General features: G+C 58.4%; 20 protein-coding genes. 5 read left to right on the top strand and 15 right to left on the bottom strand.

From position 1 onward, the window contains the following. Positions 1 to 50: 50 nt before the first annotated feature. The 3 genes from GOX66_RS18295 to GOX66_RS18285 form a co-directional block, all read right to left on the bottom strand. Entirely contained in the window at positions 51 to 455 is a 405-nt protein-coding gene (locus GOX66_RS18295; RefSeq protein WP_170764290.1) for a DUF2147 domain-containing protein, read from the bottom strand. A 62-nt stretch (positions 456 to 517) separates the two neighbouring features. Beyond that, a complete protein-coding gene (locus GOX66_RS18290; RefSeq protein ID WP_237212671.1) occupies positions 518 to 2,323 on the bottom strand; it encodes an ABCB family ABC transporter ATP-binding protein/permease in 1,806 nt (601 codons plus the stop codon). 79 nt (positions 2,324 to 2,402) lie between these two features. Further along, positions 2,403 to 3,752 (bottom strand): LysM peptidoglycan-binding domain-containing protein, encoded by a 1,350-nt coding sequence (locus GOX66_RS18285; RefSeq protein WP_170764286.1) that lies wholly within the window; start codon positions 3,750 to 3,752, stop codon positions 2,403 to 2,405. Positions 3,753 to 3,876: 124 nt separating this feature from the next. On the opposite strand from GOX66_RS18285, the gene GOX66_RS18280 reads away from it, so the two are divergent. After that, positions 3,877 to 4,428, top strand: a complete 552-nt coding sequence (locus GOX66_RS18280; protein WP_170764284.1) for an LOG family protein — start codon at positions 3,877 to 3,879, stop codon at positions 4,426 to 4,428. Positions 4,429 to 4,467: 39 nt separating this feature from the next. On the opposite strand, the gene GOX66_RS18275 is transcribed toward GOX66_RS18280, so the two are convergent. From GOX66_RS18275 to GOX66_RS18265, 3 genes are all read right to left on the bottom strand, one after another. Continuing rightward, entirely contained in the window at positions 4,468 to 4,926 is a 459-nt protein-coding gene (locus GOX66_RS18275) for a host attachment family protein (protein WP_170764282.1), read from the bottom strand. Positions 4,927 to 5,135: 209 nt separating this feature from the next. After that, positions 5,136 to 6,014 carry a metallophosphoesterase gene (locus GOX66_RS18270; protein WP_170764280.1) on the bottom strand — a complete coding sequence of 293 codons (879 nt, stop codon included), beginning with the start codon at positions 6,012 to 6,014 and terminating at the stop codon, positions 5,136 to 5,138. 4 nt (positions 6,015 to 6,018) lie between these two features. Then, positions 6,019 to 6,618, bottom strand: coding sequence for a superoxide dismutase (locus GOX66_RS18265; RefSeq protein ID WP_170764278.1), 600 nt, complete (start codon positions 6,616 to 6,618; stop codon positions 6,019 to 6,021). A 44-nt stretch (positions 6,619 to 6,662) separates the two neighbouring features. Here GOX66_RS18265 and GOX66_RS18260 point away from each other — a divergent pair, with 44 nt between their 5' ends. Continuing rightward, a complete protein-coding gene (locus GOX66_RS18260) occupies positions 6,663 to 7,481 on the top strand; it encodes an FkbM family methyltransferase (RefSeq protein WP_237212670.1) in 819 nt (272 codons plus the stop codon). An 805-nt stretch (positions 7,482 to 8,286) separates the two neighbouring features. On the opposite strand, the gene GOX66_RS18255 is transcribed toward GOX66_RS18260, so the two are convergent. The 5 genes from GOX66_RS18255 to GOX66_RS18235 all read right to left on the bottom strand — a co-directional run bounded on the left by GOX66_RS18255 (position 8,287) and on the right by GOX66_RS18235 (position 14,520). Then, positions 8,287 to 8,484, bottom strand: coding sequence for a hypothetical protein (locus GOX66_RS18255; RefSeq protein ID WP_170764276.1), 198 nt, complete (start codon positions 8,482 to 8,484; stop codon positions 8,287 to 8,289). A gap of 742 nt (positions 8,485 to 9,226) precedes the next feature. After that, entirely contained in the window at positions 9,227 to 9,793 is a 567-nt protein-coding gene (locus GOX66_RS18250) for a sarcosine oxidase subunit gamma (protein ID WP_170764274.1), read from the bottom strand. Then, a complete protein-coding gene (locus GOX66_RS18245; protein WP_170764272.1) occupies positions 9,786 to 12,800 on the bottom strand; it encodes a sarcosine oxidase subunit alpha family protein in 3,015 nt (1,004 codons plus the stop codon). Before GOX66_RS18245 ends, GOX66_RS18250 begins: the two co-directional genes overlap by 8 nt. Positions 12,801 to 12,869: 69 nt before the next feature. Next, entirely contained in the window at positions 12,870 to 13,199 is a 330-nt protein-coding gene (locus GOX66_RS18240) for a sarcosine oxidase subunit delta (protein WP_170764270.1), read from the bottom strand. A 76-nt stretch (positions 13,200 to 13,275) separates the two neighbouring features. Beyond that, a complete protein-coding gene (locus GOX66_RS18235; protein WP_170764268.1) occupies positions 13,276 to 14,520 on the bottom strand; it encodes a sarcosine oxidase subunit beta family protein in 1,245 nt (414 codons plus the stop codon). A gap of 196 nt (positions 14,521 to 14,716) precedes the next feature. Between GOX66_RS18235 and ccmI the strand changes: the two genes are divergently transcribed. The 3 genes from ccmI to GOX66_RS18220 are packed head-to-tail and all read left to right on the top strand — an operon-like array spanning position 14,717 to position 16,655. Then, entirely contained in the window at positions 14,717 to 15,943 is a 1,227-nt protein-coding gene (gene ccmI / locus GOX66_RS18230) for a c-type cytochrome biogenesis protein CcmI (protein ID WP_170764266.1), read from the top strand. Beyond that, positions 15,940 to 16,404 (top strand): Holliday junction resolvase RuvX, encoded by a 465-nt coding sequence (ruvX, locus tag GOX66_RS18225; protein WP_170764264.1) that lies wholly within the window; start codon positions 15,940 to 15,942, stop codon positions 16,402 to 16,404. Before ccmI ends, ruvX begins: the two co-directional genes overlap by 4 nt. A 17-nt stretch (positions 16,405 to 16,421) precedes the next feature. Next, on the top strand, positions 16,422 to 16,655 hold the full coding sequence (locus GOX66_RS18220; RefSeq protein ID WP_170764262.1) for a DUF1289 domain-containing protein: 234 nt from the start codon (positions 16,422 to 16,424) through the stop codon (positions 16,653 to 16,655). 280 nt (positions 16,656 to 16,935) lie between these two features. Here the strand turns inward: GOX66_RS18220 and GOX66_RS18215 are convergent, their stop codons facing one another. Genes GOX66_RS18215 through dusA form a run of 4 tightly spaced genes read right to left on the bottom strand, consistent with a single transcriptional unit; the run spans position 16,936 to position 20,347 of the window. Next, on the bottom strand, positions 16,936 to 17,664 hold the full coding sequence (locus tag GOX66_RS18215) for a SpoIIAA family protein (protein WP_170764260.1): 729 nt from the start codon (positions 17,662 to 17,664) through the stop codon (positions 16,936 to 16,938). Between the two features lie 35 nt (positions 17,665 to 17,699). Next, a complete protein-coding gene (locus tag GOX66_RS18210; protein ID WP_170764258.1) occupies positions 17,700 to 18,482 on the bottom strand; it encodes a hypothetical protein in 783 nt (260 codons plus the stop codon). Then, entirely contained in the window at positions 18,479 to 19,303 is an 825-nt protein-coding gene (locus tag GOX66_RS18205) for a sulfite exporter TauE/SafE family protein (protein ID WP_170764256.1), read from the bottom strand. Before GOX66_RS18205 ends, GOX66_RS18210 begins: the two co-directional genes overlap by 4 nt. A gap of 39 nt (positions 19,304 to 19,342) precedes the next feature. Next, positions 19,343 to 20,347 carry a tRNA dihydrouridine(20/20a) synthase DusA gene (gene dusA / locus GOX66_RS18200; protein WP_170764254.1) on the bottom strand — a complete coding sequence of 335 codons (1,005 nt, stop codon included), beginning with the start codon at positions 20,345 to 20,347 and terminating at the stop codon, positions 19,343 to 19,345. Positions 20,348 to 20,384 lie beyond the last annotated feature (37 nt).

Raw genomic sequence — 20,384 nt, 5'->3', positions numbered from 1 at the left:
ACTGAAAAAATTTCACGCCGCTGAAACCGTGCCCTGCCAGGATGACCATTTCATTTGGACAAACGGGTCCAGGTCTGATGACCGCAAACTACATGTTCACAACCACGAACGCTCAGAGAGTTTCCGGACAGGGTCATTTGCGGCACGACATCCACATTGATCATGGGTATCCAGAAATCTCCGCCGCCATACTTGCCGCCGCCTTTGCTGGCCACATCCCAAAACAGCTTTTTGCCGATATTCGGGGTCTGCACCTTTTTCCCGGATGAATCGTAGGCAGACTGGATCTGACCGCAGAACTTGTCACCGCAAGCGGTAATCTTGATATGAGAGATGAGGTTCTTGCGATCCGGTTCGGTTTCCCAGACACCCTCAATGGGATCACCCGCCGCCAGGGTCGGCATCAGCATGATGAATGCGGTGGGAATAACGGCTTTTCGTATGAATTTACGCATTAAACCACCTCCGATTTAACCCGCGTATTATATCACATTGTCAGGGGAACGCGGGTAACAGTTCAGGCAGCTTGTGCGTCCGCTTGCTGACCGCTCCACAGCTGAGCGTAACGCCCTTCGCGCAGCAGCAGCTCATCATGGGTGCCCTGTTCCAGAATCTCGCCTTGTTCCAAAACCACAATCCTGTCCGCTTCGGCGATGGTGCTAAGGCGGTGGGCGATGGTCAAAACTGTCCGCCCTTCGCCCGCCCGGGCCAGCGCGTCCTTGATGTCCTTTTCGGTATCCGTGTCCAGCGCCGAGGTCGCCTCGTCCAGCAGCAGGATCGGCGGGTTCTTCAGCAGGGTGCGCGCGATTCCCACCCGCTGTTTTTCCCCTCCCGACAGCTTCAGGCCGCGCTCGCCAACCTTGGTGTCATACCCTTCCGGCAATGTGACGATGAAATCGTGAATCTGGGCGGCCCTGGCGGCGGCTTCGACATCCTCCTGCGAGGCACCGTCCCGTCCATAGGCGATGTTGTAGCGAATCGTGTCATTGAACAGCACCGTGTCCTGCGGCACCACGCCAATGGCCGCATGCAGGCTGTTCATGGTCACGTCGCGCACGTCCTGTCCGTCGATCTTCAGTGCACCGCCAGTAACGTCGTAAAACCGGAACAGCAGCCGCCCGATGGTGGACTTGCCAGAACCCGTGGCCCCGACGATGGCCACCGTCTTACCCGCCGGAACGGTCAGCGACACGCCCTTCAGGATTTCCCGATCCGCGTCGTAGCCGAACCGGACGTTGTCCAACGTCACCTCACCCCCGTTGACCACCAGTTCCGGCGCGTCGGGCTTGTCGGCCACCTCAGCAGGTTGCTCCAGCAGATCGAACATCTGCCCCATATCCACCAGCGATTGGCGGATCTCACGATACACCGTGCCCAGAAAATTCAGTGGCACAGTGATCTGGATCATGTATGCGTTGACCATGACGAAATCGCCGACAGTCAGCGCTCCGTTCTGAACCCCGATGGCCGCCAGAACCATCACGCCGATCAGGCCGCAGGTGATCAGGAAGGACTGACCGAAATTCAGGAAGGCCAGCGAATAAGCCGTTTTCAGCGCCGCTCCGGCATAGGCCTTCATCGAGACATCATACCGTTCAGCTTCGCGCTGTTCTGCGTTGAAATACTTGACAGTTTCAAAGTTCAACAGGCTGTCGATAGCGCGCTGATTAGCCTCGGTGTCCTGATCGTTCATTTCGCGCCGCAGCTTCACGCGCCATTCGGTCACGGCGAAGGTAAACCAAATATAGAGCGCAATGGTCACGGCCACGACGACCAGATACCAGACGTCAAACAGCCACATTAGAATAATCGCGACCAGCAGCAATTCCAGGATCAGCGGGCCGATGGAAAACAACAAAAACCGCAGCAGGAATTCCACGCCTTTCACGCCCCGCTCGATGATCCGGCTGAGGCCCCCGGTTCGGCGCGTCACGTGGTAACGCATCGACAGCTGATGGATGTGTTGAAATGTCACCAGCGCGAGCGCCCGCAAAGCCCGTTGCCCAACCGGCGCAAAGGCCGCATCGCGCAACTGCTGGAATCCCACGGTCATCATCCGCGCGACGCCGTAAGCGACGGTCAGCCCGACGGCCCCCAGCGCCAGCGGCGGCACACCCTCGCCCGCCAGACTGTCGACTGCGCCCTTGTACAGAATCGGCGTGTAGACTGCGATCAGCTTGGCCAGTACCAGCATTCCCATCGCCAGAACCACGCGGCGCTTCACCCAGGACTCATCCTCGGGCCACAGATAGGGCGCAACTTTTCGGATCGTGCGCCAGCCTGAGCGGCGCTCGTCAGTCTTTGGCATATCATCAGAGTGCATAGGGGCTGTCCGTCTCATCACGTACCTGATCTTCGGTCAGAGATAGCCCCTCGCCCCCGAAAGGGCCAGAGGCATGGAATTATTCAGGGATCGTGAATATCTGACCGGGATAGATCAGGTCAGGATCGCGGATTGAGTCCCGATTGGCGTCAAACAGCTTCACATACAGGATGCCGTCACCATAACGCTCGCGCGATATGGCCCAAAGCGTGTCGCCTTTCTGAACGGTGACCGCGCGAATGGGTGGGGCCGGCGCCTCGTCTTCCGCAGGTTCCGTCGCTTCAGCTGTTTGCAAGACTTCGACAGGCTCGCGTTTAAATGGAGTTTCTATGCGGCTAACCACCGTACCGTCCGGTGCAACCTCATCCACGCGCAGCGTGTAGACGCCGGGATCAATGCCCTCAATCTCGCTGCGCCATTTGCCGTCATCTGCCGGGGCCAGGTCATCCACAAGCCGGTTGTCCAGATACAAACGTACGGCAGACCCGTCCTGCACCCGTCCCGTCAGTTCCACATCGCCCGAGTTGGAATAGCCGATTGTATCTAAAGCAATCTGATCCGGCGCCTCAGTTTGAACCGCCGGCGGCTGTACAAGCTCGACCCCGTCTTCGCCAGAGCGCAGAATGGCAATCTGTTGTTCTTGCCCCTCGTCGACAGTGCCCTCAGGTGCGGCCTCCGCAACTTGCGCGGCCTCGTCCTCAATCGAGCCCTCTTCAGATTCTGCAGCCTGATCCTCGGGTGTTTTCGGTGTGGCACCGGCGGTTTCCGTCGTCGTGGAAGCATCCGCACCCTCTGGTTCCGGTGGCACATTCTCAGCCGTTTCTACCGTTGAAACAGGGTCGTCCGCAGGTTCCGGTGCAGGTAGCGCGGCGATGACATAATCGTCTGATCGCACCGGTTGATCGGCCTCCGTCTCAAGCGTCAGGCCACGTGCGTCATCCGAAAACGGTATCGACAGTAGTTCGGCGAACTGGCCGCTGGAATCGACGGTAAAGCTGTGTACCTGCTCACCATCGAGCAACACGCGCACATCGCTTCCGGGCTCGGCATTGCCGGACAGAACAGCGCTGCCATCCGGCTCTACGAATATCTGGTCCAGCGAGGGGGGAGTTGCCTCTGGCGCGGCCTCGGCAGTGGCGCCCGGATCCTCGGCAGGCGCCGCGGGTGAACTTGAGGCGCCCTGATCGCTGGCTTCAGGCTCGGAAGCAGCTGGTGTGTCAGACGCCTGTTCGCTGGAATCGGTGACCGATCCTTCTGTGCTTTCTTCCGTGGTCTGGACCGCGGCTTCTGGCAGTGGTGCGGTTTCTTCCGGACCGCCTCCGATAATGCCAGACAGATACAAGCCACCTGCTCCGGCCAATACTGCGATACCGGCGATCACCCCCCAGAGGAAAGTACCGGAGCTTCCGCTTCCCGACTCGGCGTTCATTCGTTTCCTTTCACCCCGCAGCGCAAGTGCTTTGCTTCTAACACATTCTGCCTGACGGTTGAGCCAATCTATCAATCCCGCTATCAGGGGTCAAAACCCAGGCACAACCCCGGAGAAGCGTCGGATGTCTCAGAAGTCAGTCTGTGTGTATTGCGGGTCACGCAATGGCGCCAATTCCGCATATGCCGAGGCCGCCCGGACCTTTGGCAACCTGCTGGCACAGGAAGGTTGGCGACTGGTCTACGGTGCCGGTGATGTGGGGTTGATGGGGGAAGTCGCCCGGGCCGCGCAATCCGCTGGAGGCGATACCTTTGGTGTAATCCCTGTTCACCTGCTGAAACGCGAAGTCGGCAAGACTGACCTGACCCGTTTCGTGGTGACGGAAACCATGCACGAACGCAAAAAAGTCATGATCATGAATGCGGACGCCGTCGTCGTTTTGCCGGGCGGCCCCGGTTCCCTGGATGAGCTGTTCGAAGCATTGACATGGCGACAGCTGGGCCTGCACGACAAGCCCATTCTGGTGATGAATGTCGATGGATATTGGGACGCGCTGCACGACCTTTTGCAGAATGTCATCGACCAGGGGTTCGCTGAAACGTCATTGGCGGATTTCATAACCTGGGTCGAGGATCCGGCCACCGCTGTTTCCACGCTGCGCAAGTATCTTGCGTAGCAGAATGGTGTACGGGCGGCCAATGACCGCCCGACAAGGTCACACCGCCGCGGCTGCGGGCTTCAGTTGGTTACTCAGAAGTTTTTCAACTTTGTGCAACGGGTGGTTGGTCAGTGTCTTATCGACCTCCGCAACAACCTTGGCCAAAACTTCGCTGTGAAGTCGCCGCCGTAACAGCCCCAGAACATGCGGGCTGGCGACCAGAACCAGCCGGCTAAAGGCCCCTTTCAGGCCTTTTCGGTTCAACAGATTGGCCAGATCCTGCACGAATAGGGACTTAGCGTGTGCTTTCCAGTTTGGTTCCTCGACGGCTGATTTCTGGTTCGGCCCGGTATCATACCGCCGCCCCGCCCGGTCGGTCGGTCGGTTGGACGCATCCTGTTCCTCAACCGAAACGACGACCAGATTGGGATCTTCGGCGTCGGTGATATTTTCGACAAACAGCGCCTTTTCCCCGTCGGCAATGACAACCCAGGTTCCCTGTTCAAGTGCGACCATCGTGCTCTCCTGTAATGGCTATTGCGGCCATCCCTCATCCAGCAGGCACAGTTCAACACTCACGCGCCCAGTGGTTTTCGGCGCGTTGCCTGCTTGTTTTTCATCTGGTTAGCGGTTCTCTCCCTCCGCCTCACTTAAACTAAGCACTACGGAGCGGCGTGCAATCCCGTCTCAAGATGAAACTTTCTTCATCGGCAGGTTTCCACCCTTCAGGCGGACATTTCGATCACGGTTATCTCGGGTGTAACGCCAAAGCGCACGGGCAGGATCGAACACCCAATCCCCCCCGAGACCACCAGATCGCGCTTGCCTTCGCGCACGTGCCCATAAGCATAACGGTTGCCATATTTCGAAGGCACTACAGGCGACCACCCAAACAGCCGAACCTGACCGCCATGGGTATGCCCAGAGAGAGTCAGCGCAACGTTGTCGGGCACCTTGGGGAAAATATCCGGTTCGTGCGCCATCATTACAATGGGTGCGTCATCTGTGACCTGTTCCAGCGTTCCGGGTAAATCATCCAGCCCCACAAGCCGTCCACCGCGCCTGAATGCAAGCTGATCCTCAAGCCCTGCAAGCCAGATACCCAAATCATCCAGCCGCACCGCTTCATTGGACAGAACCTTGATACCCTGCTGTTGAAACGCTTCGGCAAATTTGTTTGGTCCTGCACCCCGTCTTTGAGCGTCCCGGTCATCCCACCAGTCGTGGTTGCCCAGAACAGCGTAAACGCCGTTCCGTGCCTCCAACTTTGCAAGTACCGGTGCCAGCTCTCGGGCTTCGATCTGACCTGTGATAACTCTGTGATGCCCGGCATAATCTCCGAGCAGCAGTACAAGGTCGGGCGCCAGTGCATTGGTACGGCGCACCACCTGTTCGATCCGATCCAAACCAACATAGGGCTCACCTACATGCAGGTCGGAAAGTACCGCGATGCGCAGCGGCGGAGCGGTCCAATCTTTGCGCCGCAGCCGCCACTTGCGCACACGCAATCGCACCGAGGGTTCGAAAAAGAACGCCCAGGCGGCGACAAATAGGCCTGCCAGCGTTGACGCCAGCAGGCCCTTTATGAACCCACGTCGGGTCAATGTATCACATCCGCGACGAGACGTTTTCCCAGTTCACCAGATTGTCGAGGAAATTCGACAGGTACGCCGGACGCTTGTTGCGGAAATCGATGTAGTACGAGTGCTCCCAAACGTCGCAACCCAGCAGCGCGGTCTGACCAAAGCACAGCGGGTTCACGCCGTTCTCGGTCTTTGTCACGGCCAGCGAACCGTCGGCGTTCTTGACCAGCCACGCCCAGCCCGAACCGAACTGACCGGCACCGGCGGCGCTGAACTGCGACTTGAACTCGTCAACCGAGCCAAAGCTTTCGACCAGAGCCTTTTCCAGTTCACCGGGCATGGCGCTCGCGCCGGGGCCCATCATTTCCCAGAACTGGTTGTGATTCCAAAGCTGGCTGATGTTGTTGAAGATGCCGTTCTGCGCAACGGCGTTTGCATCGTAGGTGCCAACGATGATCTCTTCCAGCGATTTGCCGTCCCACTCGGTGCCTGCGATCAGCTTGTTGCCGTTGTCGACATAGGCCTTGTGGTGCAGGTCGTGGTGATATTCCAGTGTTTCCGCGGACATACCCTTGGCTGCCAGCGCGTCATGTGCATAAGGAAGATCAGGAAGTTCAAAAGCCATCTCGGCCCCCTGTTGAAAATGATTGTTGCGGTTCCACAGGTTAAATGCTGTGGCAAGTGCCGCAGGTCAAGGGCAGAGATCACAAAACCGAAAGGTCCGCGATGCTGATACAGGCGCGCAAGATGTTTTACCGCGCCCGCGGGTACTATGCGGGGCACCTGAACGGCGAGCCGTTCCGCCTGGACCCCTATCATTCCAAGTTCTGGCGCAAGGTCTCGGCTGGCGCATGGGAGCCGGAAACCTTCGCCGTTCTCGACAAATTTCTGACATCAGACAGCGACTACTTGGATATCGGCGCCTGGATTGGCCCTACGGTCCTGTACGGTGCCCGAAGATCGCGCCATGTCTGGTGTTTTGAGCCCGACCCGACTGCATTCCGCCATCTGGCGTGGAATCTGGACCTGAACAATATCCGCAACGTCTCGGCCTTTGGTGTGGCACTGTCGGACCGGTTCGGGGTGGCCCGCATGGCCTCATTGCGCGGTGAACCAGGCGATTCCACCAGTTCCCTGCTGCATGACGGCGCGCATGGCAGCGACGCGCTGACAATTGGCTGGGATCAGTTTGAGGCCGTGAAGGACCTGTCACGGGTATCTCTGGTCAAGATGGATATAGAGGGGGCTGAATACGCGGTTTTGCCCACACTCATTCCGTTTTTGAAAGAGTATCGCCCGACGCTTTATCTTTCCCTTCATGCGCCGCTGCTGCCTGCCGAGGAACAGGTTTCGAAAACGGCTGACCTTCTAAAATCCCTTTCTTTCTATTCTGATATTCGTGACGAGAAAGGGCGACCTCTGGACGAAAAGGCAGCACTTGATCCGCACAACCTGTCGCAATTTCAAACGATCCTATTGCAAGGATAAAGTGCGGCAAAATTACCTCGGGCTTTACGCGTTTTCAGCTTTGGTTCCTGATTCCAGCTTGAGCTCCATTTGGGGTTGAGATGGATTGCCGGACAGAAAGTTTACGAAGGAACCAATTATGAGATTTATGCTTGCAGCCCTCTTTGCATGGACGTTGGCTGCACTAGCCGCCTCGGCAAGCCCGATAACTTATGCTTGCAAGATGACAAAGGTCGACGGCCGGGGGTGGATCGCCCCGGCTTACCTGTTTCAGGTTGATAGCGAACAGGGCACAGCGCAGGTTGTCGACAAACCTGAATGGATAGATACGCGCTTTAAAAACCGCGGTTCCAAAGGGTATCGTATGTCCTGGAACCTGACATCCAAGACGTCGCAGGGACCAAACGTGCGTGTCAGATATCAGGCGAATCTTGACCCCCAGGACAACAGCGTCAAAGTTCGGATGGCTTTCGTTAATGTAAATGCCGCGAACAAACCGTATGGTACCGGGAGCTGTAAGGTAGAGTAATGTATATCCCCGGCTTGCCCGGGGATATATCGCCATTGACCCAAATAAGGTCCGTCAATTTTCTTCGTTTTATGAGGCGTAAAGGGATTCTCCGTTCAGAATCTTGCAGGGTCCAACCCCCTTCGGGCGATTGGTTACATTCATCTGCGGGAATCTGGTGATCATGTTCAACTGTCGTGTTTCCGGGTTCAACGTCGCCGTATAGCTTACATATATCCGCTGACCGTTGCTTGCCGGAACCTTCATCTTCCAGAGCATTCTGTACTCACCCTTGCGGGTTTTCTTGAATTTAACATCCTACGGCTCTTCGTCGATGTTGTGAATATACGCATCATAAGCGCGCGCGCGCTTTTCTTCTGCGTCAACGCTCAGGACAACGCGATCAGGAACCCAACCTTGCTCCAGCCTGTGAAGCGAACAGTCGTAAGTTACAACCTCAGCCACAGCAGCGGACGCAGACAAAGCGAAAATTACAGAGGCGAAAAAATTCTTCATTTCCGTACTTTCATTGACTTTTTATTTGGTAGGAAAAGCATGCGCCTTACAGCGCCCGACAGCTTCGCCCGGTCGCATGCGTTGGCCGGTTGATCTTGAACGCGCAATTGCCTTCATCGTGGTGCGGTCCAAAAAAAACGCGAAACTCCAGCCTATGCAAATCAGCGCCTTCGGGCGCGTTTACATAAGTACGCGCCGTCTTGTCGTTGTGACGATATGAGTATTCCTTCCCTTGCCAAGCAATCGACAGGACACGGTAACTTTTTCTGAGAACACTTGCAGACCCGGTCGAGGTTTCGATTTCCGGAATATCAACTTCATGAAGCAATGCAAATCGCCCAAATTCGTCCAACGAAAGTAGAATGCGGCTCGGGGTAGGTCTATTCGCAAGACCTCTTTTGAAGGCGCACTCTAACGTCTCCGAATAGGACTCGGCGATGGCTACTCCGGGCGCAGCGGACAGCGCCGCGAGACAAATCGCTAACGTCTTCGAAATCCTCATTTAAGTGATTGTGCCCCTACTATTTTTGTCCAAGCTTCAAGGCGCTTAGATCATTTAAATATTCCCGCAATGCGAGAGTTTCCGTAATTTCGTTCGTACTAATTAGTGTGCAGGTTCACCACCTAAAGTTGACATCAAGAAAAGCGACAAAACAGCCCGTCCGTCTTGCGGATTCCTGAACACGCAAAAAAGACCGCCCGCTGGAACGGACGGTCTGTTTGTTCAGCGCTGAGGCGGAGGTCAGTAAATCCCGACCTCACTGCCCGGCTGCGCCGCGACCTTGAGCAGCTTGAACACGTAATCCGCAGCCGACCGGAAACAGACAACACGGAAGGTTTCGGCATCGTCCATCCAGAACGCACCCGCGACCTGCGCCAGTCGCGAGCGGCGGATCTGGCCAGGCTGGAACGCTTCGGGCGCAAGATCGACCGGAGACAGTTTGCCCAAAACCACGCGCGCGTTACCGCCCGAGATACGGAAAACCGCGCGCGCGTCAGAGACGTTGACCGCCAAGGCATGCGTGCCGCTGAGCGCGCTGGTCATCGCGGCCAGCTTGGCCTCAACCTCGGCGTAAGGGACAAGCACCAGCAATTCGTCGGTCGACATCCAGCAAGCGCCGGTATCGCCATTGACCAGAGCCTCGCGCTGAGCGGGCATTTTCTGCCCGGTGGCGTCCTTGACAGCCTTGGCCAACACCTTGTCCGACAGGTCGCCGCGCAGGGTGATCATGCCCTGCAGACCGATTTCCTCGATCTTGGCGATGCCGTCATAGCTGGCGTGGTTCAGTGCGCTGATGGATTCAGACATTCTGCTTCTCCCCGTCCTTGTCGAAGAAGATCGGGTCCACGATCTTTGCTTTGTAGGTTTTACCGTCGGTGCCCGGGAACTCGACAATCTCACCCATCCGGTCCGGACCGTGCTTGATCAGGCCCATGGCGATACCCTTGTCCAGGTTAGCCGAGTAGTAGGTCGAGGTCACACGTCCGATCATGTTGCGCTGACCGTTGGCGTTGACGCCCTCGCCCACTGCGTAAGCGCCGTCGGGGATGACAGAACCATCCACAGTCTCGAGACCAACCAGTTTCCAACGCTCTGGATCGGCCATGTGGCTACGCGAATGGGCGCGCTTGCCAAGGTAGTCCTCTTTCTTTTTCGAAAGCGCCCAGTGCAGCCCCAGATCCTGCGGGATCACAGTGCCGTCGGTCTCGTCCCCGATCATGATAAAGCCCTTCTCGGCGCGCAGGATGTGCAGACATTCGGTGCCGTATGGCATCACGCCGAACTCTTTGCCTGCCTCCATTAGAGCATCCCAGAATGCCTGACCCTGGCTGGCAGGAACGGCGATTTCGTAAGACAGCTCGCCCGAGAACGAGATGCGGTAAGCACGGCAATCGAACTCGCCGATCTTGCCATCGCGCCATTCCATGAATGGCAGCGTCTCTTTACCAACATCCATGCCGCCCAGCTTTTCCAGCACCTTGCGGGCGTTGGGGCCGACGACTGCGACCTGAGCGTATTGTTCGGTCACGTTGGCGACGTAGACTTTCCAATCCCACCACTCGGTCTGCAGCCACTCTTCCATATGGCCGTGGATACGCTCCGCACCGCCGGTGGTTGTGTGACACAGCCAGGTATCCTCGTCGATGCGGGCAACAACACCGTCGTCGATCAGGAAGCCGTTTTCCGAACACATCAGGCCATAGCGGCATTTGCCGACCTTCAGCGTGGACATCATGTTGGTGTACATCATGTCCAGGAACTTGCCGGCATCCGGGCCTTTGACGATCAGCTTGCCCAACGTCGAGGCGTCCAGCAGGCCGAGGTTTTCGCGGGTGTTCTTGACCTCGCGATTTACCGCGTCATGCACGGATTCGCCGGGGCGGACGTAGGCATAGGTCCGGCGCCAGTGGCCGACAGGCTCCCAATCGGCGCCGTTCTTGTCGTGCCAGTTGTGCATTGGCGTCTGGCGGATCGGCTGGAACACCTCACCGCGCGCTTCGCCGCCAATGGCCGCCAGCGAGATCGGAGTATAAGGCGGACGGAAAGTGGTGGTGCCGACCTTCGGGATTTCCGATTCCAGCGCATCAGCGAGGATCGCCAAACCGTTGATGTTGCTCAACTTACCCTGATCTGTCGCCATACCCAGCGTGGTGTACCGCTTGGTGTGTTCAACGCTCTCATAACCTTCACGCGCCGCCAGTTGGACGTCAGAGACTTTGACGTCGTTCTGGAAGTCGAGCCAGGATTTCATACGCAACTGAACTTCGGCATTGGCGGGCATCAGCCAGACCGCCTCCATGGGCGCCTCTGCCGTGGTTTCGCCAACCGGTGCCTTTGTGTTCTTTGGCTTGAAGCCTGCGGCCTTTGCCGCTGCCTTGCCTGCTGACTGCGCATCGGTCAGGACATCGCCCAGCGCCAGCGGCCCGTTCGAGGACCCAGCGGCCAACACAAATCCTTCACCGTCAGCACCCAGAGGCGGGCGCGAGGGATCAGGGCGGAAATGGGCATTCGCCTCATCCCAGATCAGCTTGCCGCCGCAATGCGACCACATGTGAACAACCGGAGACCAGCCGCCTGACATGGCAACCGCGTCGCAATCAACCTCTTCGCGAGCGCCTCCGACGCCTTCCTGATTGCAAATCGCAACCTTTTTGACGCGTTTGCCACCCTTGACCTTGGCGATCGCCTTTCCAGGATCGACACGGATACCCAACTGGCGTGCCTCTTCGGCCAATGGACCGGCGGCTGCCCTAGCGTCAACTATGCGCAAGATATCCACACCCGCCTGCTTCAGGATGATCGCTGTGCGATACGCATCGTCATTATTGGTGGCGACAATCACCTTATCGCCCGGCGTCACACCCCAGTTCACGACATAGTCGCGCATCGCCGAGGCGAGCATCACGCCCGGTACATCGTTGCCCGCGAAAGAAAGCGGACGTTCGATGGCACCGGTTGCGGTTACGACCTGTTTGGCCCGGATACGCCACAAGCGATGGCGGGGTCCTCGCGTGCCCGGATTATGGTCTGTCAGACGCTCATATCCCAGCACATAACCGTGGTCGTAAACGCCCGCGCCCATGCAGCGAGACCGCATGGTAACGTTATCCATTGTTTCGAGTTCGGAAACTAATTGTTCCACGAACTTATCCACAGGCTCACCGTTGATGGTTCCACCATCCACAGGCGCTCGTCCGCCCCAATGCGCGGTCTGTTCAATCAGCATGACCTTGGCGCCGGACTGCGCCGCCGCTTTGGCTGCCTGAAGGCCTCCCACACCGCCACCGATTACGAGAACATCAGTGAAGGCATAAAAGTGCTCGTAAGTGTCCGCGTCGCGCGAGTCCTTGTCGGGCGCTTTGCCCAGACCGGCGGACTGACGGATGATCGGTTCGTAGACGTGTTTCCAGAACGGTTTGGGATGGATGAACGTCTTGTAATAGAAACCGGCAGGCAGAAACCGGGCAAAGGCCGTGTTCACGGCACCGATGTCGAATTCAAGATTTGGCCAGTGGTTCTGGGAAACCGAAGTCAGTCCGTTGAACAGCTCAGTCGTGGTGGCGCGCTGGTTCGGTTCGAACCGGTTGCCCTGCCCAAGACCGACCAGGGCATTCGGCTCTTCCGCGCCGCTGGCGACAACGCCGCGCGGGCGGTGGTATTTGAACGACCGGCCCATCATCACCTGATCGTTGGCCAGCAGGGCCGAGGCAAGCGTGTCGCCCTCATAGCCCTGCATCGAGGTACCGTTGAAGGTGAATGTAACCTGTTTTGACCGGTCAATCAGCCGGCCGTGTTTTGCGAGGCGGGTGCTCATTTTACGCGGACCTTTCGCAGGTGGAGGCGGCGGAGCCTCCGGCGGGAGTATTTTTGAAAAGATGAAGCATCAGGAGAACTCTCTCCATGCCCAGCCAGGGCGTTTGGCGGCGATGTTGTCCTTGATCTCCTGCGGCGGCTCGGTGGTCTGGGCGGGATATGTCCCGAAAACCTCGAGCGTCTGGGTGCAGCGCGCGGCGTGGAACCACTTGCCGCAGCCATTGCTGTGGCGCCAACGTTCAAGATGAACGCCTTTGGGGTTTTCGCGCATGAACAGGTAGTCGTGGAAATCATCATCCGATGAACCCGGACCGAAACGCTTCAGATGCGCCTCGCCACCAGCGGCCAGTTCGGTTTCTTCGGCATCAACGCCGCAATAGGGGCAATTCAGGATCAGCATGTGGTCATCCTTTTGGCGGTCGGTCGGCGCAGTGGCCGACCAGAATTCTGTTATCTGGCAACTTCGGGCAGAACCCTTAGTGTGCCACCCCGGCGGCGACGCTTTCGTCGATGAAGCGACCCTCTTTGAAGCGGTCCAGCGAGAACGCTTCGGTCAGCGGTGAATGGCCTGTGGCCATCAGCTGCGCCATTCCCCAGCCCGACCCGGGGATCGACTTAAAGCCGCCGGTGCCCCAGCCGCAGTTGATGAAGCAGCCGCCCAGCGGTGTTTTGGACAAGATCGGTGAACGGTCACCGGTCATATCCACGATGCCGCCCCATTGGCGCAGCATTTTAAGACGCGAGATCATCGGGAAGGTTTCGACCAGCGCGCGGACGGTTTCCTCGATATGATGGAAGCTGCCGCGTTGGGTGTAGTTATTGAACCCGTCGGTGCCGCCGCCGATCACCATCTCGCCCTTGTCCGATTGCGACATGTAGCCGTGCACGGTGTTGGCCATTACAACCACATCCATGCAGGGTTTGACCGGCTCAGACACGAGCGCCTGAAGGGCGATCGCCTCAAGCGGCAGACGGAAGCCCGCCATCTCGGCCAACTGACCGGAATGGCCCGCAACCACGATGCCCAGCTTGTCACAATCTATCGAGCCTTTGGTAGTGTCTACTCCAACCACGCGACCGTTCTCGGACCGGACGCCGTTGACTTCGCACTGTTGAATGATGTCCATGCCCATCGCCGAACAGGCGCGCGCATAACCCCAGGCCACAGCATCGTGACGCGCGGTGCCGCCGCGTTCCTGCCACAGCGCCCCAAGAACCGGATAGCGGGGACCATCGATATTGATGATCGGAACCAGCTCTTTGACGCGCTCGGGCGTGATCCACTCGGTCTTAACGCCTTGCAGCGCGTTGGCGTGGGCCGTGCGCTGATAGCCACGGATCTCGTGCTGGGTCTGCGCCAGCATCATCACGCCGCGCGGGCTGAACATGACGTTGTAGTTCAGGTCCTGGCTCAGATCTTCGTAGAGGCTGCGCGCCTTTTCGTAGATCGCCGCCGAAGGGTCCTGGAGATAGTTCGAGCGGATGATGGTCGTGTTCCGGCCTGTGTTACCACCACCCAGCCAGCCTTTTTCGATCACGGCGACATTCTGGATCCCGTAGTTCTTACCCAGATAATACGCGGTCGCCAGACCATGGCCACCTGCACCGACGATAATCACGTCGTAACGTTTCTTCGGTTCGGGCGAACGCCATGCGCGCTCCCACCCGGTGTGATAGCGCAGCGCTTCGCGCGCTACAGCAAAGGCTGAATAGTGTTTCATAGGCGAATCCATCCGGTTCGGTGATTGGGCGAAGATATGCCGTGTAACGACAGTATGCCCCTGCCGTGCAACGCCGTAATATCGCACTATTGCGACATAGCCCCCATTATTGCGACATGAAGTCCTCTCGCGGCTATTTGTCCCTTTTTTCGCCCCGCCGAGAGGTCTAAGTCAGGGCAGCCAAATCGGAGAAACCATGTCGTTCTGGGCCCTGATCATCCTAACCGCACTGCTGATTGCAGTGTTCCTTGGCTTTGCCATGCTACGCGGTCGAAAATCACGTGAGCCCGCTGCCGCCTATGAACTGCGCGTGTACCGCGAACAGTTGGCCAGTGTAGACCGGGATCTGGCCCGCGGCGTGATTGGCGAGGCCGATGCCGAGCGCGTGCGGACCGAAATCTCGCGCCGTATTCTGGCGGCAGACGCGCAGATTCAATCCCGGACCGATCGGCCCGGGCCGCCACAGTGGGTCAACATCACGGCAATCGCGTCCCTGTTGATTGTGCTGGTGGGCGGTGGTGCCTGGATGTACCGCCAGATGGGCGCTGCCGGACTGCCGGATCAGCCCTTGTCGCAGCGGCTTGAGATGGCCGAAGCCTTGCGCACAGAACGCCCCAGTCAGGCCGAAGCCGAAGCCGCAGCACCAAAGGCACCTTTGCCACAGTTGGACGAAAGCTATGCCAATCTTCTGACTCAGCTGCGAGAGACGGTCGCAGAGCGCCCCGACGATCTGCAAGGGCACATTCTGCTGGCTCAGCACGAAGCGAATGCGGGCAACTTCCCGGCCGCTTACAAAGCGCAGAAACGCGTCATTGAGCTGTCCGGCGATTCCGTGCCGGCTGACGCTTTTTCGCATCTGGCTGAGATGATGATCCTGGCCGCCAATGGTTATGTCTCGCCCGAGGCGGAAGAAGCGTTGAAACAATCGCTGCAACGCGATCCGCGCCATGGCCCGGCACAGTATTACCTGGGGCAGATGATGGTACAGGTCGGACGCCCCGATATTGGGTATCGCATCTGGGTCGATGCCCTGCGCGACGCTCCGGCTGGTGCCCCGTGGGCCGAGGCCATCTATGCGCAGCTGGACGAACTGGCCTTCCGCGCCGGGGTGTTCAATGCTCCGGAAATCCCCGCCCCTGCGACCTCCGGCCCCAGCCAGGATGAAGTCGAGGCGGCCGCCGCGCTGACCCCGGAAGAACGTCAGGAAATGATCCTCGGCATGATCAACCAACTGTCGGACCGACTGGCCACCGAAGGCGGCAGCCCCGAGGAATGGGCCCGCCTGATCTCCGCATTGGGTGTGGTGGGCGAAGGGCAACGCGCCATTGATATCAAAAACGAGGCCATGGAAGTCTTTGCCGGAAATACCGAGGCGCTTGAAATAATAGACGCTGCCGCATTGCAGGCTGGGATTGCTCAATGATCCACGATGAATTCGAAGACTTCGCGGCTTCGCTCGCCTCAATGACTGCCCTGATGGGTTTGGATCTGGGCGAGAAGACTATTGGGGTCGCGGTGTCAGACCGGATGCGCACGGTCGCCAGCCCGCTGGAAACTGTGCGACGCAAGAAATTCACACTGGATTCCGCCCGACTGCTGGAAATCATCGCGGACCGTGAGATTGGCGGCATCCTTCTGGGGCTGCCGAGAAACATGGACGGTACCGAAGGTCCCCGCTGCCAATCGACCCGCGCCTTTGCCCGAAATCTGTCCCGGCTCACGGAAATCCCAATTGGATTTTGGGACGAACGCCTCAGCACGGTTGCGGCGGAAAAGGCACTGCTTGAGGCGGATACGACACGAAAACGTCGCGGACAGGTTATCGATCACGTTGCCGCTGGCTATATTCTGCAAGGAGCGCTGGACAGGCTGCGCTATCTGTAACGGAACGGGGTACGCCGATGACGAACATGGTTTGGAAAAGGAACGAGGTCGAAAGCCCTTGTGTCCAGATCTGCGTCGTGCACCCGTCCGAGCGTATCTGCACTGGCTGCTACCGCACCATCGATGAAATCTCGCGCTGGTCCAAAATGGACAGCACCGAACGCGCCGAGATCATGGAAGATTTGCCTGACCGCAAACCCCGGCTCGCCAAACGACGCGGTGGCCGTGCTGCGCGCATGACGAACTCATAACCAGTTTTCGAACGCCGCTATAGGCGCTGATTCCACGCCGCTGCAGGTTGGTCTGAACTCCGAGGGGGGGGGGTCGAGTTCGAAGACATTCGATGAGTGAGTGGCAACCCACAGCGGCGCGCTTCAGTTTTTGTGTTCATCCGAAGTGGTTGGCCGGGCGAACGGGACATGTTTACTTCTTTTTTGACCAGCCGATCAAGAAAAACAAACCCCGCACTCACCTGACTTGGCGTAAACGTAAGTTGCGCTCACCCCGTTAACGCGGCATGCCGAACGCGATTTACCCCGCCGCAAGCCAGCTTTTGGCATTCTCAATTTCTTCCGGCGGGAAAAACTGTGTACGTGCACCCAGAACATGGCTTGCGACCCGCTGTGCCATGTGTTGCCAGGCTTTGTCCCCTACGATGGCCGCTCGGTCCAGCATTCCAATATGCCCCCGGGCCAGGCGGAAATGCGCAGCCAACGCAGTCAGGCCTTGCCAGCCGTCAAATTCCCTCAGGTCGATCAACAGGCGGAACCCGGTTTTGCCCTGTAGCAAAGTGTCCAGATCAAGTTCGGCCTGCTTGTATTCCTCGGGGTCCAGTTTCCCCATCAGACTGATCTGAACGCAAGGACCACCCAGATCAGTCACGTGGATGGCACCCAGGGACTCGCGCATCCAGCGCCGAGCCGATTCCAGCTCTGACAGTTCGAACACCTGAACGGGGCATGGCAGTATCGGGGCGGCCAGTCGGATGCTGGTCTGAACCCACCTCTGATCGGCGGCCACCGCGATACGATCAAACCCACGCCAATGGCTGAGGCCCAGTTTCGTGTCTGCCCAGGCCGCGCCCAGATCGTAGCCTTTGAATTCCGGCTGTACGACGGCCAGCAGGCGCACCGAGTCATGTTCCTCCAGCGCTGCCTCGATTGCGGGGACCAGAGTTTGACTGTAATCAGCACTGGTCACTTCGCCGGACAACTCGACTTCGATCAACGCACCGTCAGAATTTGTGTGGACCGTAATCATCGAACAAACCTCCAAACCTGAATAATGACAGGAGGTTAGAGGGATTCGATCCATTCGGCCACACCCCCGGCGCATTCCGGACGGAAATAGGCGATCATTCGTCCATCCGGCCCGGCCGAGGCCTCCGCCCCCCAAGGCGCGACTCCATGCAGGCAGTGGCGATGCAGCAGGTAGGCCTCACCCGGCTTTGCAGGCAATTCGATGCGCGGGCAGGTCTCGAACACTTCGCGGCGGGCGGCCTGATAGATATCCGTGATGTCCACCTCATGCAGCCTGTCACGGGGATGTCCATCCAGCGCGCGTTCAAACGCAGCGCGCATGATCTTATGACTGCCTTCCCACAACACCATCGGCGCGGCATCTTCGCTGGCTTCGGTCAAGGGAACCCCCAAGATCCAGGCATGCGGTTCATCCACCCGGCGACGGCGATCCGGACCCATGGGCCGCAATCCATCCACATGCGCCGCGTCCCGGTTCAGGCGATACCGCCCTGCGCTCTCACTCTCGCCCCGCCTCGGACGAGGGTAGCCGGGATAGATGATTGATACTTGCCCCTTGTGCAGCGGCAAACGCCCGAAATGTTCGGAAATGAACGCCATGGCTTTTCCCGACAAAGCGCCTGAACACCCCACCCTGCCCTCAGCGTCGTTATCCAATGCGTCAACACCTATGAACCAGGTGCCTTCGCAATCCAGCCACTGCGCGTGCGCCGGATCGTTGACCGAGGCCTGGGCCACAGGCAGCGCATGCGCAACCCAGTCAGCAATCGCCGGATCGTAAGGGAACCAGATCCAGCCTTTCTCCCAGAAGTCGGTCAAAGGCCCAGCGCCTTTCGCAGCATATTCAAAGCGACCAATGTCAGGAACACCGCAAAAACGCGTTTCAGCGGTTTGGGGTCCATCGCATGCGCCAGTTTAACACCCCATGGAGCTGTGATCATCGTCATGGCAACAACGATTGCAAAGGCAACAAGATTGACGGCGCCGATTGTCAGCGGCGGGCGGTGCTCCGCAGGGATTTCCAGAAACAGAAATCCCAGAACCGAGGGTACCGCAATAATCACGCCGAACCCGGCAGCGGTTGCTACCGCCCGGTGAATGGGTGTGTTGAACAGGCTCATCAACGGCACACCGAAGCTGCCTCCACCAATACCCATCAAAACCGAGAGAAAGCCGACCGATGGCGACAGCGCGGCGCGGCGCACCCCTTTGGGCATGGCATCGCCCAGTCGCCATTCGGATTTCCCCAACCCGAGATACGCCCCTATGACCATCCCCAGCAGTCCAAACAAAGCCTGCAGTGCTTCGGTTCGCAGCGCCGAAGCGGCCAGAACACCTAAAACCGCACCGATGGCAATCCCAGGTCCCCAGCCGCGCAGGATATCCCAGTCCACCGCGCCTTTCTTGTTGTGGGCAAGCACAGAGCGCATCGAGGTTACAATGATCGTCGCCAGAGACGTCGCCAGACACAATTGCATCAGCTGCGGACCACCGTACCCAAGCGTTTGAAAAGCATAGAAAAAGGCGGGCACCAGCACGATACCTCCACCTACCCCCAGCAATCCGGCCAGCACTCCGGCCAGCGCCCCGATCACAAGCAAAAGGCCCAGCATCTGGGCCAGCAACATCGTCTCGGGCATCGTTCCCCCATACCGGCCAGCGGCCGATTCACATCCCGTTCAAACCTCGGCCATAGGTGCCACACATTCCAAAGCCTGCAGCATCACCTCAGGTCCCGCGCCGTCATGCACCGCTCCTTCGGACAATGCCCGTCGCCACGCTCGCGCACCGGGACGACCGGCAAAGAGACCCAGCATATGACGGGTGATCTGATGCAGACGACCACCGTCGGCAAGGTGTCGTTCCACATAAGGCACCATTTTTTGAACCACCTCAACCGGATCCGCCACCTGTCCTGTCCCGAAAATCAGAGAGTCGGCTTCGGCCAGTATGTCGGTCGGTTGGTGATAGGCCGCGCGTCCGATCATGACGCCATCCAACCCAGCATCCAGATGCGTGCGGGCCTGCTCAAGCGAATTAACACCGCCGTTTATCGAAATGTGCATGTCCGGAAAGGCGAATTTCATCCGATGGACCAGATCATAGTCCAACGGCGGAATGTCCCGGTTTTCCTTGGGGCTCAGCCCCTGCAGCCAGGCTTTGCGCGCATGGATCGTCACCCGCCGACACCCCGCGGCCTGAATATCGTTGAGGAATTTCGGTAAAACCTCTTCCGGGTTTTGCTCGTCAACGCCGATGCGGCATTTCACGGTCACTTCGACATCAACCGCTTTGCGCATGGCAGCGACACATTCAGCAACCCGGACCGGATCTTTCATCAGCACCGCACCGAACGTACCGGATTGTACGCGGTCCGACGGGCAACCACAGTTCAGATTGATCTCGTCATACCCGGCATCAGCACCAAGACGCGCCGCCTGCGCCAATTCCTGGGGGTCAGACCCGCCAAGTTGCAGCGCGACCGGGTGTTCCGCAGGGCTGTAGTCCAACAGGTGCAATGCCCCACCGCGAACAAGGGCTGGTGCCGTGACCATTTCGGTATAGAGCAACGCCTGCCCGCTCAGCAAACGGTGCAGATACCGGCAATGCCTGTCGGTCCAGTCCATCATAGGCGCACAACTTAAAGTCGCATTTTTCCAAATATTTTTTCTTTTATTTTCCATAACTTAACACCTTTTAAACCGCCACGGCATCAGACTT

The sequence above is a fragment of the Ruegeria lacuscaerulensis genome (genome assembly GCF_013031245.1).
Lineage (GTDB): Bacteria > Pseudomonadota > Alphaproteobacteria > Rhodobacterales > Rhodobacteraceae > Ruegeria > Ruegeria lacuscaerulensis_C.
Note: the sequence above shows the minus strand (reverse complement) of the source record. Positions and strands in the feature narration are given on the sequence as shown.

Excerpts from the sequence above, each read along its gene's own strand:
- GOX66_RS18250 (WP_170764274.1), bottom strand. The coding sequence starts at position 9,793 with ATGTCTGAATCCATCAGCGCACTGAACCACGCCAGCTATGACGGCATC.
- GOX66_RS18260 (WP_237212670.1), top strand. The coding sequence starts at position 6,663 with ATGCTGTGGCAAGTGCCGCAGGTCAAGGGCAGAGATCACAAAACCGAA.
- GOX66_RS18205 (WP_170764256.1), bottom strand. The coding sequence starts at position 19,303 with ATGCCCGAGACGATGTTGCTGGCCCAGATGCTGGGCCTTTTGCTTGTG.
- GOX66_RS18285 (WP_170764286.1), bottom strand. The coding sequence starts at position 3,752 with ATGAACGCCGAGTCGGGAAGCGGAAGCTCCGGTACTTTCCTCTGGGGG.
- GOX66_RS18215 (WP_170764260.1), bottom strand. The coding sequence starts at position 17,664 with ATGATTACGGTCCACACAAATTCTGACGGTGCGTTGATCGAAGTCGAG.
- dusA (WP_170764254.1), bottom strand. The coding sequence starts at position 20,347 with ATGGAAAATAAAAGAAAAAATATTTGGAAAAATGCGACTTTAAGTTGT.
- GOX66_RS18265 (WP_170764278.1), bottom strand. The coding sequence starts at position 6,618 with ATGGCTTTTGAACTTCCTGATCTTCCTTATGCACATGACGCGCTGGCA.
- GOX66_RS18295 (WP_170764290.1), bottom strand. The coding sequence starts at position 455 with ATGCGTAAATTCATACGAAAAGCCGTTATTCCCACCGCATTCATCATG.
- GOX66_RS18255 (WP_170764276.1), bottom strand. The coding sequence starts at position 8,484 with ATGAAGAATTTTTTCGCCTCTGTAATTTTCGCTTTGTCTGCGTCCGCT.
- GOX66_RS18220 (WP_170764262.1), top strand. The coding sequence starts at position 16,422 with ATGACGAACATGGTTTGGAAAAGGAACGAGGTCGAAAGCCCTTGTGTC.
- ccmI (WP_170764266.1), top strand. The coding sequence starts at position 14,717 with ATGTCGTTCTGGGCCCTGATCATCCTAACCGCACTGCTGATTGCAGTG.
- GOX66_RS18235 (WP_170764268.1), bottom strand. The coding sequence starts at position 14,520 with ATGAAACACTATTCAGCCTTTGCTGTAGCGCGCGAAGCGCTGCGCTAT.
- GOX66_RS18275 (WP_170764282.1), bottom strand. The coding sequence starts at position 4,926 with ATGGTCGCACTTGAACAGGGAACCTGGGTTGTCATTGCCGACGGGGAA.
- GOX66_RS18245 (WP_170764272.1), bottom strand. The coding sequence starts at position 12,800 with ATGAGCACCCGCCTCGCAAAACACGGCCGGCTGATTGACCGGTCAAAA.
- GOX66_RS18290 (WP_237212671.1), bottom strand. The coding sequence starts at position 2,323 with ATGCACTCTGATGATATGCCAAAGACTGACGAGCGCCGCTCAGGCTGG.
- ruvX (WP_170764264.1), top strand. The coding sequence starts at position 15,940 with ATGATCCACGATGAATTCGAAGACTTCGCGGCTTCGCTCGCCTCAATG.
- GOX66_RS18280 (WP_170764284.1), top strand. The coding sequence starts at position 3,877 with ATGTCTCAGAAGTCAGTCTGTGTGTATTGCGGGTCACGCAATGGCGCC.
- GOX66_RS18240 (WP_170764270.1), bottom strand. The coding sequence starts at position 13,199 with ATGCTGATCCTGAATTGCCCCTATTGCGGCGTTGATGCCGAAGAAACC.